A 12,576-nucleotide genomic window follows, 5' to 3' on the forward strand; every position below is an offset into this window, starting at 1 on the left:
GCCCTTCCGCATGTCGGTATGGCCGGTCGCAAGCCATACCCGCACGCCGGCCGGCAACGGGATCATCGCGGCCGTCCATCAGTCAGCGCCGCCACGACTGCGCTTAGCGTCGCCGCGTCAACCGCACCGGTGATCCGCATCCGAGTGCCGGCAGCGAACTCAATCTCGATCGCACCGCAACTTCCCGAGGGCGCCGTCAACGGTTGCCGGTCTGGCGCCATGGAGACTGCCGCAAAACGGACTTCATCGTCCTGCCGCTGCATCGGCTCGGGCCCGCAAGCGAGGACGCCGGTCCGCGCCTGCCGCCGCCAGGCCGTAACCAAATTGCGGTGAACGTCATGTCGTCGAGCAACTTCGACAACACTTGCCCCAGGAGCCAGACTCTCCTCCACGATCCGAAGCTTCTCGGCACTCGTCCACCGCCGTCGCCGCTCAGGACCGGACAGAACCGTAACCGTCGTCACGTTTGCTCATTTGCTTGCGAATTAATGCGCAAACCATCTCACGCCCGTACCCGATCCGGGAAGGCGGCCTCCACCGGAGGCGTACGAAGCAACTATCGACCACGAATGGAGAACGGTAAACGTTGCGGATATGCGAGATGCTTATGATTTGTTGATCCGCAAATTGGCTAGGATCGAGCTCGACCCGCTGGTACAACAACAAAGCGCATTGCTCTCGATGGCCCTCGACGACAATATCAGCGAGCTACAGCAGCTTCTTGCGGATGGTGGGCGCGAAGGTCAGATTACTGAGACACTGCAAAAGATCTTAAAGACGATCAGCCATTTGCGCATGTGAAATCGCAACTCGGGTCATCTGCGATGCCCGGAGTGTTGGCCGAACTTCCACCTAATGCAGCCGCGCGGGTGAGGAGGATTAACCTCACTCATATGCTCGTTCAGCAGCATCAGCGCTCTCAGTGCGCTGCGCAGATCACCGTCACAAGCGGCGACCATCTCATCGACCGCCAGCTCGTATTGATCAAGAGCAGAGTTGGTGCGTTGGCGTGTTCAAATCCAGTTATGCCGGATGGGGCCTGGATGATCTGTCTACCTACCGATGCATCCTATTCCACACCAAGGATGCGATGTAGCCGATGGCGTAACCAAAGAGCGCCGTCACAACGATAAGCGTTATGGATGCGGTGAGATCAAAGGGACCTATCTTGAGAGCAAGATGGATCATGTGTGCCCAGAGGATGAAGTCGTAGAGGAGCTGTCCCAATCCCGTCGCCACTAATAAGGACCACACGAGGTGCCAGCTACCGAGAAGGATCGCAAACACGAGCCCCACTTTGTTTGGATTACTCATAGAATTGCTCTTAGTGATTTGGTCATGCAAAACGCGCTTCACTCCTATCCGCTAGGCGCACCTCAGCGGACGTGCCGCCACTTCGCCGATGAGCCAGCATCGGACTCTGAAGTTTGTCTTGAGCCCCGGTGCTAGAGGTTACGCGAGTTGATCCTCGCACGCAGGCGATGGCAGAACTCCTCCAGAAGCGTCTGTAGATTTTCGCAGTTGGCCAATAGCCGTTCCGGCCTGTTCGCGCTCCGTCGTATCGAACGCGAAGGCATCACGCAGGCGCCGGACATGGTCCAGTTTTTGGCGGGCATTGGCGGCGCGGGTTTCCGCAAACTCAAGCTGCGCTCTGTCATGCGTCATTCTATCTAACTCGGCGACGAGCAGCGCAGTGGCTCGATGGCTTGGTGAGAGAGCATCGCCGTTCAGGAGGGCGAGATAGTGATCTACATTCGCGTGGGCCACGTATCGGTGCATGACGCTACTCTCCGATCGTCTCACGATTATCGAGCCGTGTTCGCCGAAAAACCGCCGCCGAGTTGTTCCAGCTAGCGGGCAATTGGTGTTATGACACCACAATCAGTGCGATATGCCAAAAATTCAAACAACCGTATTGCGATACAGCGAATTGTTGTAACTCAATTGCAAGTTGCTTACCCTAAATAATTAACATAAGTTATGTTAGAGGAGTGAGCAAGAATGGATTACCTCAGCGATGCTGCTCTTTGGCGCAAGCGCGCCGCACAGACTCGCGCGCGGATTGGCACCTTTCACGATCGAAATTCGAGTGTGAACCTCCTCCGGGTGGCCGAGGAATATGAACGGCTGGCTGAGCGGGCAGAGAATTTGCATCGAGGCGACGACGCTAGCCATGACCATGCCGGATGAGCGGAAAAGAGGCTCCAGCCGCGATGGCGCCAAAGCTCAGAAAACTGGCAGCTTTACTGCCGGTATTCGTATCAAGATAAACGAGGTTGGCGCCTTGCGGTGCCCATCCTTGGCTAACAAAGCCGGGCTCGTCATCGCGGTGAGCCCTCGTACCACCGGCGTCACAGTGTTGCTTGATGGCACGACACGACCAACGTGCCTTTACAAGGGCTATATATCCCCGCTGTCGGGTTAGCTGACTTATCTGCCTCGCAAGGAACCCATGCATCTGCTGTGAACCAAAGTCTGATATGAAGCTTGGCCGTGTAAAAACGGCCTTACAGGGCCGTCCACGCGGGCCGTAGGTGTAATCGCGCCATTGACAATGACCGTATCGCCGCGGATGCCATACACGACGTCAAGTTCACCGAGATCGTAACCGATCGACCCGCCTGTCTCGTCGATGACCGGTCCTGGATGATGAGGGGCAGATCATCCAAACCGAAGTGATCGGGCAAGCCCAGGTCATTGCCGTCCTCGACAATGATCGGCCCCGCAAGACCGAGGTATATTTGCCGGCCCGTGTCGTGATGCGGATGAGGGTGATACCAAAGCGTCGCGGCGGGCTGATCGATCGAGAGTGTGGGCCGCCAGGTTGCGCCTGGCTCTATCTTTCGCTGAGGCCCTCCATCGGCGTCACCCGGGACGAGTAAGCCGTGCCAGTGCACGGTGGTCGCAACACCGAGCTCGTTGCGCACACTCATCTCGACACGGTCACCCCGCCGGAACCGAAGCACGGGACCAAGGATCGGCCCCGAATAGCCGTAAGTCCGGGCGGGCTTTCCCTTGTAGAACTCGTGGCGGCCGGCTGACACCCTAAGCCCGATCGCGTTGTGCTGACTGGCGGCGTCGATGAGTTGCGGGACTGGCAAGCGCGCCACCGCGCGAGCAGGCTCGCCACGGCCGAAACCCGGATCGAGCAGGCTCGCGGACGCGGCCGCTCCGGCACCGATCGCAAATGCGCGACGTGTCAACATCACGGATCTTCTACGAGATTTCCCAGAGGTCACGGACGCGAGGCATCACGATCATCGCCGACCATCCTGTTCCGCTCAAGGATTACAACCGCCGAGATCGCCCGCAACGTCCAGGCACGGCCGAAGTCTCCGTGAGTATCGTCGGCATCGCGGGCGCGGTCCTCAGGGCCGGTTGCGTTTCTTGGAGTGTGCTGTCGGCCGCTTCCGACCTGCGCGTCAGCGCGGCGTGAACTGGTTCAGGTCGTGAATGCCCATCTGCTGCTCGAGTTGGGCGACGCGAGCGGCCATATTCTCGAAGCCGTCCTCGCCGAACAGTTGGTGCTCCTTCTTCTCGAAGTCCTCGGCCATCGCGTCGTACTCGTTGGAGGAGACGACATCCTTCAGCTTCGGAAAGAGATCCGTGTCCTCGCGGGCCGCGTGCGGCCGGTACATCGTGATGAAGGATTGCATCGCGCCGACCAGTTGCTTGCGGTCGTCGTCATTGCTTCGACCTGACGGTGCGAGCCGCAAGATATTTTCCGTGACCTTCCGGCCTGCTTCATGCTGGCGCAGCAGAACGTCCACCAGATCGGTCATTTGGCCGGCCTTCTTGAAGCGCGGGAATACATGCTCCTCCTCCGATTTCTCGTGGTAGTTGTTGATGAAATCGCGGACGATCCCGGCGGATTGCGTGATCAGGCCTGGATCGAAATCCTCATTCGCTGAGAACTTCCGGATGCCAGATTCGTAGAGCAGCAGCACCCGATCGAGCACACCGTGCTCCCGCATCAGATCCTCCGGCGGGGTGACTTCCTCGCCTTTCTTCTCGGCACCTTTCTGCTTCCCGCCGACGCCCTTCCTGTCGGCAAGCGCCGGCTTGGTGAGCACGGCCGGAGCCGCGATCGTGGCCAGCGCGCCTCCGAGCACAAGCAGGCGGCGCCTGCCGGGCACAACGTCCATCATGGCTCTCTCCTTGATGCGCTCGACCGTGCTGGTAGCCGCACCGAGACCTGTCAGCGCCAAGGACCTGTCAGCGCCAGGCCTTTTCGTTCTTCTGCTCGTAATCCCTGAAAGCCTTCTCGAGCCCGCCCAAAACCTCGGCGGAGGTTTCGAACATCGCCTTCAACTGCGGCTCATCGACCTTTTGGATGTCTTCGCGCAGGTGGTTCCGGATATCGTGCAGGGCCTTCTGCATCTTCTGCGTATGGTGCCGGGGATCGCGATCTGCCGCACTTGCCATGGCCGGTCTCCTCGCTGCTAATATGGCGCCTCCGAACCCGAAAAGCGTCCGGCGCGACGGCGCATTAACGGACGACGATCGACCTCGTTCCATCTACGAAATCCGCTAAGGCGCATGAAGTTCAATGCCCGCGAGCAACCTCAATCCATCGGCCGACGTCTCAGCCGGTCAAATAGCCCCGGCAGGCTCGCCGCTGGAAGTCCTACGCATCTTCCTGAAGCTCGGTCTGACCTGCTTCGGCGGCCCGATCGCTCACATCGGCTACTTTCGTGACGAGTTCGTCGTGCGGCGAAAGTGGATCGACGAGCACGCCTATGCCGATCTGGTCGGGCTGTGCCAGTTCCTGCCCGGTCCCGCCAGCAGCCAGGTCGGGCTCTCGATCGGCCTGATGCGCGCCGGCTATCTCGGCGCGCTCGCCGCCTGGACCGGCTTCGCCTTGCCGTCTGCCGCGATCCTCGTTCTGTTCGCCTACGGCGCCGGCGCGCTGGGCGGACCGATCGGTGCCGGCCTGCTGCACGGACTGAAGCTCACTGCGGTCGCCATCGTGGCACAGGCCGTCTGGGGCATGGCACGCAACCTCTGTCCGGATCGCGAGCGTGCGTCGATCGCCGTCGTGGCAGCGCTGATCATCCTCTTCAGTACAGCCTCGCTCGCCCAGATCGGCGCGATCGTCCTCGGCGGGCTCGCCGGGCTGTGGCTGTGCCGTGGCGATGCGCAAGCATCGTCAGGCCATGTGGAGATGCCGGTGTCACGTACCGCAGGGTCGATTGCCCTTGGGATGTTCTTCGTTCTTCTGGCAGGTCTCCCCGCACTCCACGCCGCGACAGGCTCCCCGGGCGTCGCCCTGTTCGATGCCTTCTATCGGTCCGGCGCGCTCGTGTTTGGCGGCGGCCACGTCGTACTCCCGCTCCTGCGGGAAGCTTTCGTTACCCCGGGCTGGTTGACCGACGATGCCTTCCTCGCCGGCTACGGCGCAGCCCAGGCCGTGCCGGGCCCGCTCTTCACTTTCGCGGCGTACCTTGGCACCGCGGTCTCTCCGGAGCCGCACGGGGTGGCTGGGCGATCTGCGCGATCTGAAACGATTCAAGCGCACCGGGCATGGTCGACCACCACGCTATCGGGCCAGGAAAAAGAAGCTGCTCGGTGCGGTGGCAGCCGCGCTCCATAAGCAACGCTGAACGAGACCGTCAATCCGCCGGCATGAAACGTTCAGTGGCTGGCAATTCGGCCGTCAACCACCCGGATGATCCGATCGCATCGTCGTGCCAGGTCCATATTGTGAGTGACCAGTAGGAAACTCGTTCCACTCTCCCGATTGACCCGCCGCATCAACTCAAAGACGGCATCCGCCGATTTCGTATCGAGATTGCCGGTCGGCTCATCTGCCAGCACCAGATCCGGGTTCATTGCAAGCGCCCTGGCAACTGCTACTCGTTGCTGCTGGCCTCCAGACATGTTGTTTGCAAGATTGCTTCCGAACTTCTCCAGATCGACTTGGCGAAGAAGGTCGTCGGCCCGATCTTCAATTTCCGCGCTCGGAAAGCCACGGTCCGCCAGCATGGGCATCATGACGTTTTCACGCGCAGTGAAAGCTGAGATCAACAGATGATACTGAAAGACGAAACCGATGGTGTGGCCTCGCAGATGCGTGAGTTCGTCGTCACCGAGAAAGGCTGTGTCGCGTTCCTTGATCAGCAGCCGGCCGCTGGTCGGCCGGTCCAGCAAGCCGACGATATTGAGCAGCGTGCTCTTGCCTGATCCGGACGGGCCGATCAAGGCCAGGAACTCTCCGCGGTCGAGTTCAAGATCGATGTCGTGCAGAACCTCGACCTCGGTGGGCAGACCAAGGTTGTAGCCTTTGCAAACTTGTTCGAGCTTGAGGATCTGGTCAGCCACGGATCGCCACCACCGGGTCAAGCTTTGCGGCTCGTACCGCTGGCGCCATCGCAGCCAACAGGCCCGTCGCAGTGGCAAGAAGCGCCGTGTAGACGAAAAGGCTTTCTTCCAGGACAAGCGGAAAAAATTCAGTACCGTCCGCCTGCCGAGCCACGGCGTGCCAATACACCAGCGCAACAGCGCCCATCGCCGCTCCGAACAGTGAGCCGACGAAGCCCAGCAGTCCGCCTTGAAGCAGAAACACGCGCAGGATCTGTCCACGCGAGGTCCCCATTGCCCGCAAGATCCCAATTTCCTTCGAACGCTGGATCACAGAAACGATGAGGACCGCGGCGATGCCGAAGGCCACCGATAAGCCGACGAAGACGCGGATCAGGGTATTCGTATAGATCTGTGCCTGCACCGCGGTGAAGAACTGGGCGTTCGTTGTAATCCAGCTGTCTGCCTCCACCTGGGTCGCAGCCTGTATCCGCCGGGCGATGATCTCGGCCGCATAAATATCCTTGACGGTCAGGTCGATGGTTGTCACGCCGCCAATCATTCCGAGAAGAGACTGGCCAGTCCGCAGCGCAACAAAGCTCACGCGTTGATTGATGCCCTTGCTGCCAAAATCGACCAGTCCGGAGATCGTCAGCACACGATTGGCGCCGGCCGTGGCTTGCAGATTCAACTTGTCGCCGACGGCGGCGCCGAGAATCTTGGCGAGTTCGGTCCCGATGACGACGTCTTCGCTGGTCAGACGCGCCTCGCCGACGACGATGTATTCCGGCACTTTGACAATGTTGAAATACGTCTCCGGCTCGACCCCCGTCAGCGTCACGGCCCGGCTGGCATCGCCGCGGACCGCCAGGACCGATCCAGTGATGGTCGGAGAGACCGCACTGACCTCTGGCATTGCGAGCATCTGGTTCACGATTTTCGGCCACTGATCAATCGAGATGACCCGTTGGCTCGGTCGCTGCACGACTGCATCCTCGATCTCGCCGGCCGCATTGCGGAGCGGACGCGCAATCTGGTCCGGTGTGACGAGCTGGATCTGAGGTTGTGAGGTCAGTACGCGTTTGATGAAATTGGCCTCCATGCCAGCCAGCATCGCCGACATGAAGACAATAACCCCAACACCAATCGAGATGCCCCCGACGATGAAGATCGTCTGTAGCCGCCCCTCGCGCAGGAAACGCACGGCCGCAATCCACTCGAACGGGAGCCAATGGTTCATGGCAGGACCGGACGTATGCGCTGCCCGGCGAGGACACCCGAACTCTGCGGGACTCCGATATCACCCACATCCAATCCCTCCAGTATCTCCATTTGGCTGTTCCCGCGAAGTCCGAGCGTCACCGGATGCTGAATCGCTCGCCCATTCCTGACCGTCAGCACCCACGGCTGCCCCGAGAGGATGTCGTGTACTGAACGCGTGGGAAGCACGTCTGCGTTGTCCTTCGCTGCGACCTTAATATCGACCGAAACAGTCATGTCCTGGCGCAAGTAATCCGGCGGCTCCGGCACCGTCAGCTTCACCTCAACGGTTGCCCGGGATATGTCTATGCCGGGATTGATGTAAGTGACAGTCGCGGAAAAGCGCCGGTCGGGATATGCATCGGCGGACGCCAGCGCTGTCTGCCCAAGTGCGAGCTTGCCAAGGTTTCGTTCGTCGATCTGAAGAACCAGCTGCAGATCACCTATCGGCGCGAGCACCAGGAGCGCCTTTCCAGCCTGGGCTACAGTGCCCCGCTCGACGCTTCTGGTGATGAGCACACCATCGCGCGGCGCGACAATCGTGGCATAGCCGAGGCGTGATTCAGCGGTGTCGAGATTGGCGCGCGCCTGATTGAGTTGCGTCTGGGCCATGACATAATCGCTGCCGCCGGGGCTCGCGGTGTAGACCTGAAATTCGGCGGCACGCTTGACGGCCCGGGCCACGTCGAGCGTCTTCTGCGCGTCATCGAGCGCTGCACGCGTCGCATAACCATTGTGCTCCAGCTGCGCTGTTCTATCAAAGGTCTGGCGGGCGTTGAGAAGTGTCGCTTCAGCCTGGGTCAGCGCTTCCTTCGCCGAAGGAAGCGTGAGTTCCTCCAACTGCCTGATACGCGCTTCGGCTTGCGCCACAGCGCCTTGCGCTTGCACAACGGCCGCCTTCAACTCCCGGGCTTCAAGTGCAATCAATGGCTGTCCCTTGGTGACTCTCTCACCCTCCTGAACCAGCACATCCTCCACGGTACCCGTGATCTGGCTGCCGATTTCAACCCGATAGGGTGTCTCAACATGCCCGCTCGCCACCACTGTCTCGATCAACCGCCCAGTTGCAACTCGATCGACCACGACCGCAGGTCCCAGCAGCACGCGGATACCCTGCCATGCGCCCAGGCCGAGCAGGACAACGACAGTCAGGAAGAACCATTTATGAGCGACCAGGCTCGACCATATCGAAGCGATCGAAAACGAACCGATGGGTCGTTGGTCTGGCAGTTGTAGAGTTTGTTCGGCCATGGCTAAGCTGCGCGGATCGCGCCTAAACATCCAGCGATCACCTCGTTGCACTACAGAATAAAAATACCGCGGTGCATTTTTTGCGGATTGCGCTAGGTCAAGTCTCGGCCTGCAAACACCGGCCGACGCAACGACGCCGCAGATTGACCAAGATCAAGTTGAGCCGGGTTCAATCGTACAAAGTGATACTTGCGCCGGGCGTCACATCCTCTTTAAAAATCAGGAGACGTCGGGCAATGACCGATCTATCCACGAGCATGGAGCCGGTTACGGCCGAGATGCACGAGCATTCGCCAGGCGTCGCGTTTCGATCGCTCGTGATCGGTCTGACCGCATTCCTGACCGTTGTCGACCTGTTCGCAACCCAGGCAATTCTCCCGTCTCTTACGCGCCACTATGGCGTGACCCCGGCCGCGATGGGATTTGCGGTCAACGCCAGCACGTTTGGAATGGCAATCTCAAGTCTCGTCGTAGGCTTCTTCAGCCCCCACATCGATCGACGACTCGGCATCCTTTTCGGCCTCTCCCTTCTGGCGATACCCACAAGTCTGCTTGCGATAGCCCCGGTTATCACTGTTTTCATGATCCTGCGCGTCGCGCAGGGGCTGTTCATGGCTTCGTCTTCACCCTGACGCTTGCCTACCTAGGTGAGCAATGCAGCGCGATGGATGCCGGCGGAGCATTTGCCGCCTACATCACGGGTAACGTGGCCAGCAATTTGATTGGCCGACTGATCTCCGCCGCGCTTGCCGACAGTCTAGGTCTTGGCGGAAATTTCTATTGTTTCGCGTCGCTGAACCTCGCCGGCGCTGCATTGGTATACTTGACCATACGTCGTGCACGACCAATGCGGGGCCGGTGACCGCAAACGACTCACCAATTCGCGCCATGCTGGAGCATTGGCGAACACCGCGGCTGCGCGCAGCGTTCGGCATCGGCTTCTGCATTCTTTTCCCCTTTATCGGCACCTTCACTTTCGTGAATTTCGTTCTTGTACGGCCGCCACTGTCGGTCGGCATGATGGACCTTGGCTTCGTCTACTTCGTCTTTTTGCCATCGATTCTGACGACACTGCTCGCCGGAAAGGTCACCGTTTGGCTCGGCAGTCGGATGACTGTCTGGATCGGCCTCGGCGTTGCCGCCGTAGGCCTTCCTTTGTTGCTGACGGCTCATCTGCCTCAGGTTCTGACTGGAATGGTCCTGGTCGGCATCGGGACGTTCTTTGCGCAGGCCGCCGCGACCGGCTTCGTCGGTCAAGCGGCGGCTAAGAGTTGGGGGATCGCGAGCGGCACCGATCTCGCCTGCTACTTGCTTGGAGGCGTGGTGGGCACCGCTACCCTCGGCAGACTTTTCGACTCCTTTGAGTGGGTGGCCTGTGTGTTCGGCGTGGTCGGCGCATTGGCCATCGCGGCCCTACTCACGGCAATGCTGGCGCCACGGCATCATTGATCGCCGAACCGCAGCACCGGCCTATTTTGTGGAGTTTAAGCTGCTAGTCGCGCTGCCCTCGCCGGCCCCTAACCCTCGGGCCTCCTTGCCAGTGTACCGACAGCTGCCACTAACAATGCTGGAGGTCGGCGGACAAGCCGGTACGTTATTCAGCGGGAGTTCAAACTTCATGGCCAGGGCATGTGGTAACAGTCACCACACGGCCCCGCTGACGAGTGCCACAATAGGAGATCTTTACGCACGGAACTGATGAGGCCCTGCGGCGAACGCTGGAGCCAGTGAGGTAATATGAACATCGACCGTGCCGTGATCGACACGCTGCAAAAGGACAGCAGCACGTCGTGTAGTCATTCGCTCCACTTGCCCGGCCAGCGCCCCCGCAAGGTATGGCCGGGCGCCCTTTTGGAACCATTGCCAACCGCGCAGGTTCGTTCCAACGATCGCCGGATGTGAGGCACATTTTGCTGTTCCCATGCTGGATCGACAGGGCCACAAGCCGGCACCACCTGCAGGTCGCTGGATGGGTCGTCGCGCTCGTGGCGTGGATGCCGTTGTCGGCGCAGGCAGCCCTTTCCAGCTCACAGCTTGAACAGATTGCGCTTACAACTCGCACCAATGCGCAATTGCCGTTGCAGACGCCGCTGAGCGACCTGAGCGGGCGCAACGCGCCGCTGCAGGCCTGGCTTGGTGACGTCCCGACCGTCTGGATCCTGGCCGACTACACCTGCGAGACACTGTGCGGGCCGGCGATCTCGATCGTGTCGAACGCGCTGGCCGATACGGGTCTCAGCGCCGGCAAGGACTTTCGCCTCATCGTCGTCGGCTTCGATCCCAAGGATACGGTGGCACAGGCGTCGGCGATGAGGAACGCGCAGCTCAGTCCAAGGAACAGGCTCGCCGAGCAGAGCGTGTTCCTGCGGGCAACCACGCCTGAAGTCAGCTCTCTCACCGGCGCGTTCGGCGTGCAGCCCATCTATGATAGCGAGCACGACCAATTCGCGCATCCCACTGCAGCCTTCGTCGTGACGCCGGATGGGCGGATTTCGCGCGCGCTCTCGGCCCTGGCGGTCGACGCTACGAGCCTGCGTCTGGCTCTCGTCGAAGCCGGCCAGGGACATGTTGGCGGCTGGAGCGACCAGATCCATCTGCTCTGTTACGGTTTCGATCCCGCGAGCGGCACTTATACGCTCGCGGCGCGGCGGCTCCTGGTGACGACCTCCTCTGTCAGCGTCATCGTCCTTGCCCTGCTGATCGGGCTTCTGTTCCGGCGCGAGCACGCCACCAGATAGCGCCCAAAGGCTCACTTTCTTCAGACCGCGTGAGAATGGCGTCGAACGCCATCCAGAACACCGAGCCAAGGAAGAGCCCGGCCGCTATAAGCATGGCGCCGGTGACCACCCTGGATAGTCCGTGAATGGCCGGCAGGATGAGGATCGCGGCCTCTAACCAGCGCATCGCCACCGTCAACCCGCATAGCGCCAGCAGCCAATGCGGGTCCGATCTCACCCGGCTGCTTAGCAGCGCGCAGAAGGGGAAGACGAACTGTCCGAACGAGAGGGCGGCGAGGATGAACTGCCAGCCGTTTTCCGCTCGCACCAGATACCAGGCGACCTCCTTTGGGATGTTGGCCGACCAGATCACGATGTACTGCATGGCATGGAGATAGCACCACAGCAGCACCACCGAAAATAGCAGCCCGCTATAACCACGGCTCGGGCCGATCTGCCGCGACGATAGCAAGCCGGCCGCGATGACGAACGCGGTTCCGCTCACCAGCAGGAAGCTGAGGAAGATGAGTCCATAGATCGAGGAGTGAAACTCGGAATCCAGCGACTCCAGCCAGTCGATCCCGGCAAACGAGACGGTGAGCGTCCAGACAATCGATCCAACCGAGGCCGCGCGGACGATGGCCTCATCGTTGCGCCAGGCGCGCCGGAGCCATTGAGCGAGCGTGATCCAGATCAGGAAATAGATCACCGTCCGTAACACGAAGAACCACTGCACGAACCAGTGCGCCCGAAACGGCGGCAATGAGGATCCATCCGCGATGGCTGGATAGATTTCCCTCGCGAAGAGCAGGATTGGGATGAAAGTCACCGCCCCGACGGGCAGAATGCCGGTGGTCGCAACGAAGATCGGATGCAGAGCCTCGGTCCAGCGCCGCCACACCAGATAGCTGGTCATGAAGACGATCAGCGCGCCGATCGGAATAGCAGCCAAAGCATTCCAGGCGACAAGATAGGCTGTTGTCGTCGACCTAGCGTCGATGACAAAACCGGCGATCAGGACCAGGCCCGACACCACCGCGACCACGCT

General features: G+C 60.6%; 15 protein-coding genes and 1 pseudogene. 6 read left to right on the plus strand and 10 right to left on the minus strand.

The features are described 5' to 3' along the window. Positions 1-62 precede the first annotated feature (62 nt). On the minus strand, positions 63-464 hold the full coding sequence (gene tnpA, locus XH98_RS13885; protein ID WP_271618903.1) for an IS66-like element accessory protein TnpA: 402 nt from the start codon (positions 462-464) through the stop codon (positions 63-65). Between the two features lie 130 nt (positions 465-594). Here tnpA and XH98_RS13890 point away from each other — a divergent pair, with 130 nt between their 5' ends. Then, the gene (locus tag XH98_RS13890; protein ID WP_271618904.1) at positions 595-801 is read left to right on the plus strand and encodes a hypothetical protein; all 207 of its coding nucleotides are present in this window, start codon (positions 595-597) and stop codon (positions 799-801) included. Between the two features lie 255 nt (positions 802-1,056). Here XH98_RS13890 and XH98_RS13895 read toward each other — a convergent pair whose 3' ends face one another. Both XH98_RS13895 and XH98_RS13900 read right to left on the minus strand, forming a co-directional pair. Beyond that, positions 1,057-1,314: a hypothetical protein gene (locus XH98_RS13895; protein ID WP_271618905.1), complete on the minus strand. Its 258-nt coding sequence runs from the start codon at positions 1,312-1,314 to the stop codon at positions 1,057-1,059. 138 nt (positions 1,315-1,452) lie between these two features. Continuing rightward, positions 1,453-1,779 (minus strand): hypothetical protein, encoded by a 327-nt coding sequence (locus tag XH98_RS13900; RefSeq protein ID WP_271618906.1) that lies wholly within the window; start codon positions 1,777-1,779, stop codon positions 1,453-1,455. Positions 1,780-2,001: 222 nt separating this feature from the next. On the opposite strand from XH98_RS13900, the gene XH98_RS13905 reads away from it, so the two are divergent. Then, positions 2,002-2,190, plus strand: coding sequence for a hypothetical protein (locus XH98_RS13905; RefSeq protein ID WP_271618907.1), 189 nt, complete (start codon positions 2,002-2,004; stop codon positions 2,188-2,190). 317 nt (positions 2,191-2,507) lie between these two features. Here the strand turns inward: XH98_RS13905 and XH98_RS13910 are convergent, their stop codons facing one another. The 3 genes from XH98_RS13910 to XH98_RS13920 all read right to left on the minus strand — a co-directional run bounded on the left by XH98_RS13910 (position 2,508) and on the right by XH98_RS13920 (position 4,425). Beyond that, positions 2,508-3,206 (minus strand): multicopper oxidase domain-containing protein, encoded by a 699-nt coding sequence (locus XH98_RS13910; protein ID WP_271618908.1) that lies wholly within the window; start codon positions 3,204-3,206, stop codon positions 2,508-2,510. Between the two features lie 216 nt (positions 3,207-3,422). Beyond that, positions 3,423-4,148, minus strand: a complete 726-nt coding sequence (locus XH98_RS13915; RefSeq protein WP_271618909.1) for a hemerythrin domain-containing protein — start codon at positions 4,146-4,148, stop codon at positions 3,423-3,425. A 67-nt stretch (positions 4,149-4,215) separates the two neighbouring features. Continuing rightward, a complete protein-coding gene (locus tag XH98_RS13920; RefSeq protein ID WP_271618910.1) occupies positions 4,216-4,425 on the minus strand; it encodes a hypothetical protein in 210 nt (69 codons plus the stop codon). A 124-nt stretch (positions 4,426-4,549) separates the two neighbouring features. Between XH98_RS13920 and chrA the strand changes: the two genes are divergently transcribed. Beyond that, positions 4,550-5,593 carry a chromate efflux transporter gene (chrA, locus tag XH98_RS13925; protein ID WP_271618911.1) on the plus strand — a complete coding sequence of 348 codons (1,044 nt, stop codon included), beginning with the start codon at positions 4,550-4,552 and terminating at the stop codon, positions 5,591-5,593. Positions 5,594-5,634: 41 nt separating this feature from the next. Here the strand turns inward: chrA and XH98_RS13930 are convergent, their stop codons facing one another. From XH98_RS13930 to XH98_RS13940, 3 genes are read right to left on the minus strand one after another with little or no spacing between them, the layout of a single operon-like run. After that, positions 5,635-6,321: an ABC transporter ATP-binding protein gene (locus XH98_RS13930; RefSeq protein WP_271618912.1), complete on the minus strand. Its 687-nt coding sequence runs from the start codon at positions 6,319-6,321 to the stop codon at positions 5,635-5,637. Next, entirely contained in the window at positions 6,314-7,540 is a 1,227-nt protein-coding gene (locus XH98_RS13935; protein WP_271618913.1) for an ABC transporter permease, read from the minus strand. Before XH98_RS13935 ends, XH98_RS13930 begins: the two co-directional genes overlap by 8 nt. Continuing rightward, positions 7,537-8,811, minus strand: a complete 1,275-nt coding sequence (locus XH98_RS13940) for an efflux RND transporter periplasmic adaptor subunit (protein WP_271618914.1) — start codon at positions 8,809-8,811, stop codon at positions 7,537-7,539. Before XH98_RS13940 ends, XH98_RS13935 begins: the two co-directional genes overlap by 4 nt. Positions 8,812-9,047: 236 nt before the next feature. Between XH98_RS13940 and XH98_RS41070 the strand changes: the two are divergent. From XH98_RS41070 to XH98_RS13960, 3 genes and pseudogenes are all read left to right on the plus strand, one after another. Further along, positions 9,048-10,260 (plus strand): annotated as a pseudogene (locus XH98_RS41070) (MFS transporter). A gap of 288 nt (positions 10,261-10,548) precedes the next feature. Next, positions 10,549-10,713: a hypothetical protein gene (locus tag XH98_RS13955; RefSeq protein ID WP_271618917.1), complete on the plus strand. Its 165-nt coding sequence runs from the start codon at positions 10,549-10,551 to the stop codon at positions 10,711-10,713. 176 nt (positions 10,714-10,889) lie between these two features. Then, positions 10,890-11,549, plus strand: a complete 660-nt coding sequence (locus XH98_RS13960; RefSeq protein WP_271618918.1) for an SCO family protein — start codon at positions 10,890-10,892, stop codon at positions 11,547-11,549. On the opposite strand, the gene XH98_RS13965 is transcribed toward XH98_RS13960, so the two are convergent. Next, positions 11,491-12,573: a hypothetical protein gene (locus XH98_RS13965; RefSeq protein ID WP_271618919.1), complete on the minus strand. Its 1,083-nt coding sequence runs from the start codon at positions 12,571-12,573 to the stop codon at positions 11,491-11,493. The two genes, XH98_RS13960 and XH98_RS13965, sit on opposite strands and share 59 nt — an antisense overlap. Positions 12,574-12,576 lie beyond the last annotated feature (3 nt).

Origin of the sequence: Bradyrhizobium sp. CCBAU 51745 (assembly GCF_028128715.1) — a bacterium.
GTDB classification, from domain to species: domain Bacteria; phylum Pseudomonadota; class Alphaproteobacteria; order Rhizobiales; family Xanthobacteraceae; genus Bradyrhizobium; species Bradyrhizobium manausense.

What these genes read in the sequence shown, in the direction of transcription:
- XH98_RS13895 (WP_271618905.1), bottom strand. Translation starts at nt 1,314, where the DNA reads ATGAGTAATCCAAACAAAGTGGGGCTCGTGTTTGCGATCCTTCTCGGT.
- XH98_RS13955 (WP_271618917.1), top strand. Translation starts at nt 10,549, where the DNA reads ATGAACATCGACCGTGCCGTGATCGACACGCTGCAAAAGGACAGCAGC.
- XH98_RS13890 (WP_271618904.1), top strand. Translation starts at nt 595, where the DNA reads ATGCGAGATGCTTATGATTTGTTGATCCGCAAATTGGCTAGGATCGAG.
- XH98_RS13940 (WP_271618914.1), bottom strand. Translation starts at nt 8,811, where the DNA reads ATGGCCGAACAAACTCTACAACTGCCAGACCAACGACCCATCGGTTCG.
- XH98_RS13915 (WP_271618909.1), bottom strand. Translation starts at nt 4,148, where the DNA reads ATGATGGACGTTGTGCCCGGCAGGCGCCGCCTGCTTGTGCTCGGAGGC.
- XH98_RS13900 (WP_271618906.1), bottom strand. Translation starts at nt 1,779, where the DNA reads ATGCACCGATACGTGGCCCACGCGAATGTAGATCACTATCTCGCCCTC.
- XH98_RS13935 (WP_271618913.1), bottom strand. Translation starts at nt 7,540, where the DNA reads ATGAACCATTGGCTCCCGTTCGAGTGGATTGCGGCCGTGCGTTTCCTG.
- chrA (WP_271618911.1), top strand. Translation starts at nt 4,550, where the DNA reads ATGCCCGCGAGCAACCTCAATCCATCGGCCGACGTCTCAGCCGGTCAA.
- XH98_RS13905 (WP_271618907.1), top strand. Translation starts at nt 2,002, where the DNA reads ATGGATTACCTCAGCGATGCTGCTCTTTGGCGCAAGCGCGCCGCACAG.
- XH98_RS13920 (WP_271618910.1), bottom strand. Translation starts at nt 4,425, where the DNA reads ATGGCAAGTGCGGCAGATCGCGATCCCCGGCACCATACGCAGAAGATG.
- XH98_RS13910 (WP_271618908.1), bottom strand. Translation starts at nt 3,206, where the DNA reads ATGTTGACACGTCGCGCATTTGCGATCGGTGCCGGAGCGGCCGCGTCC.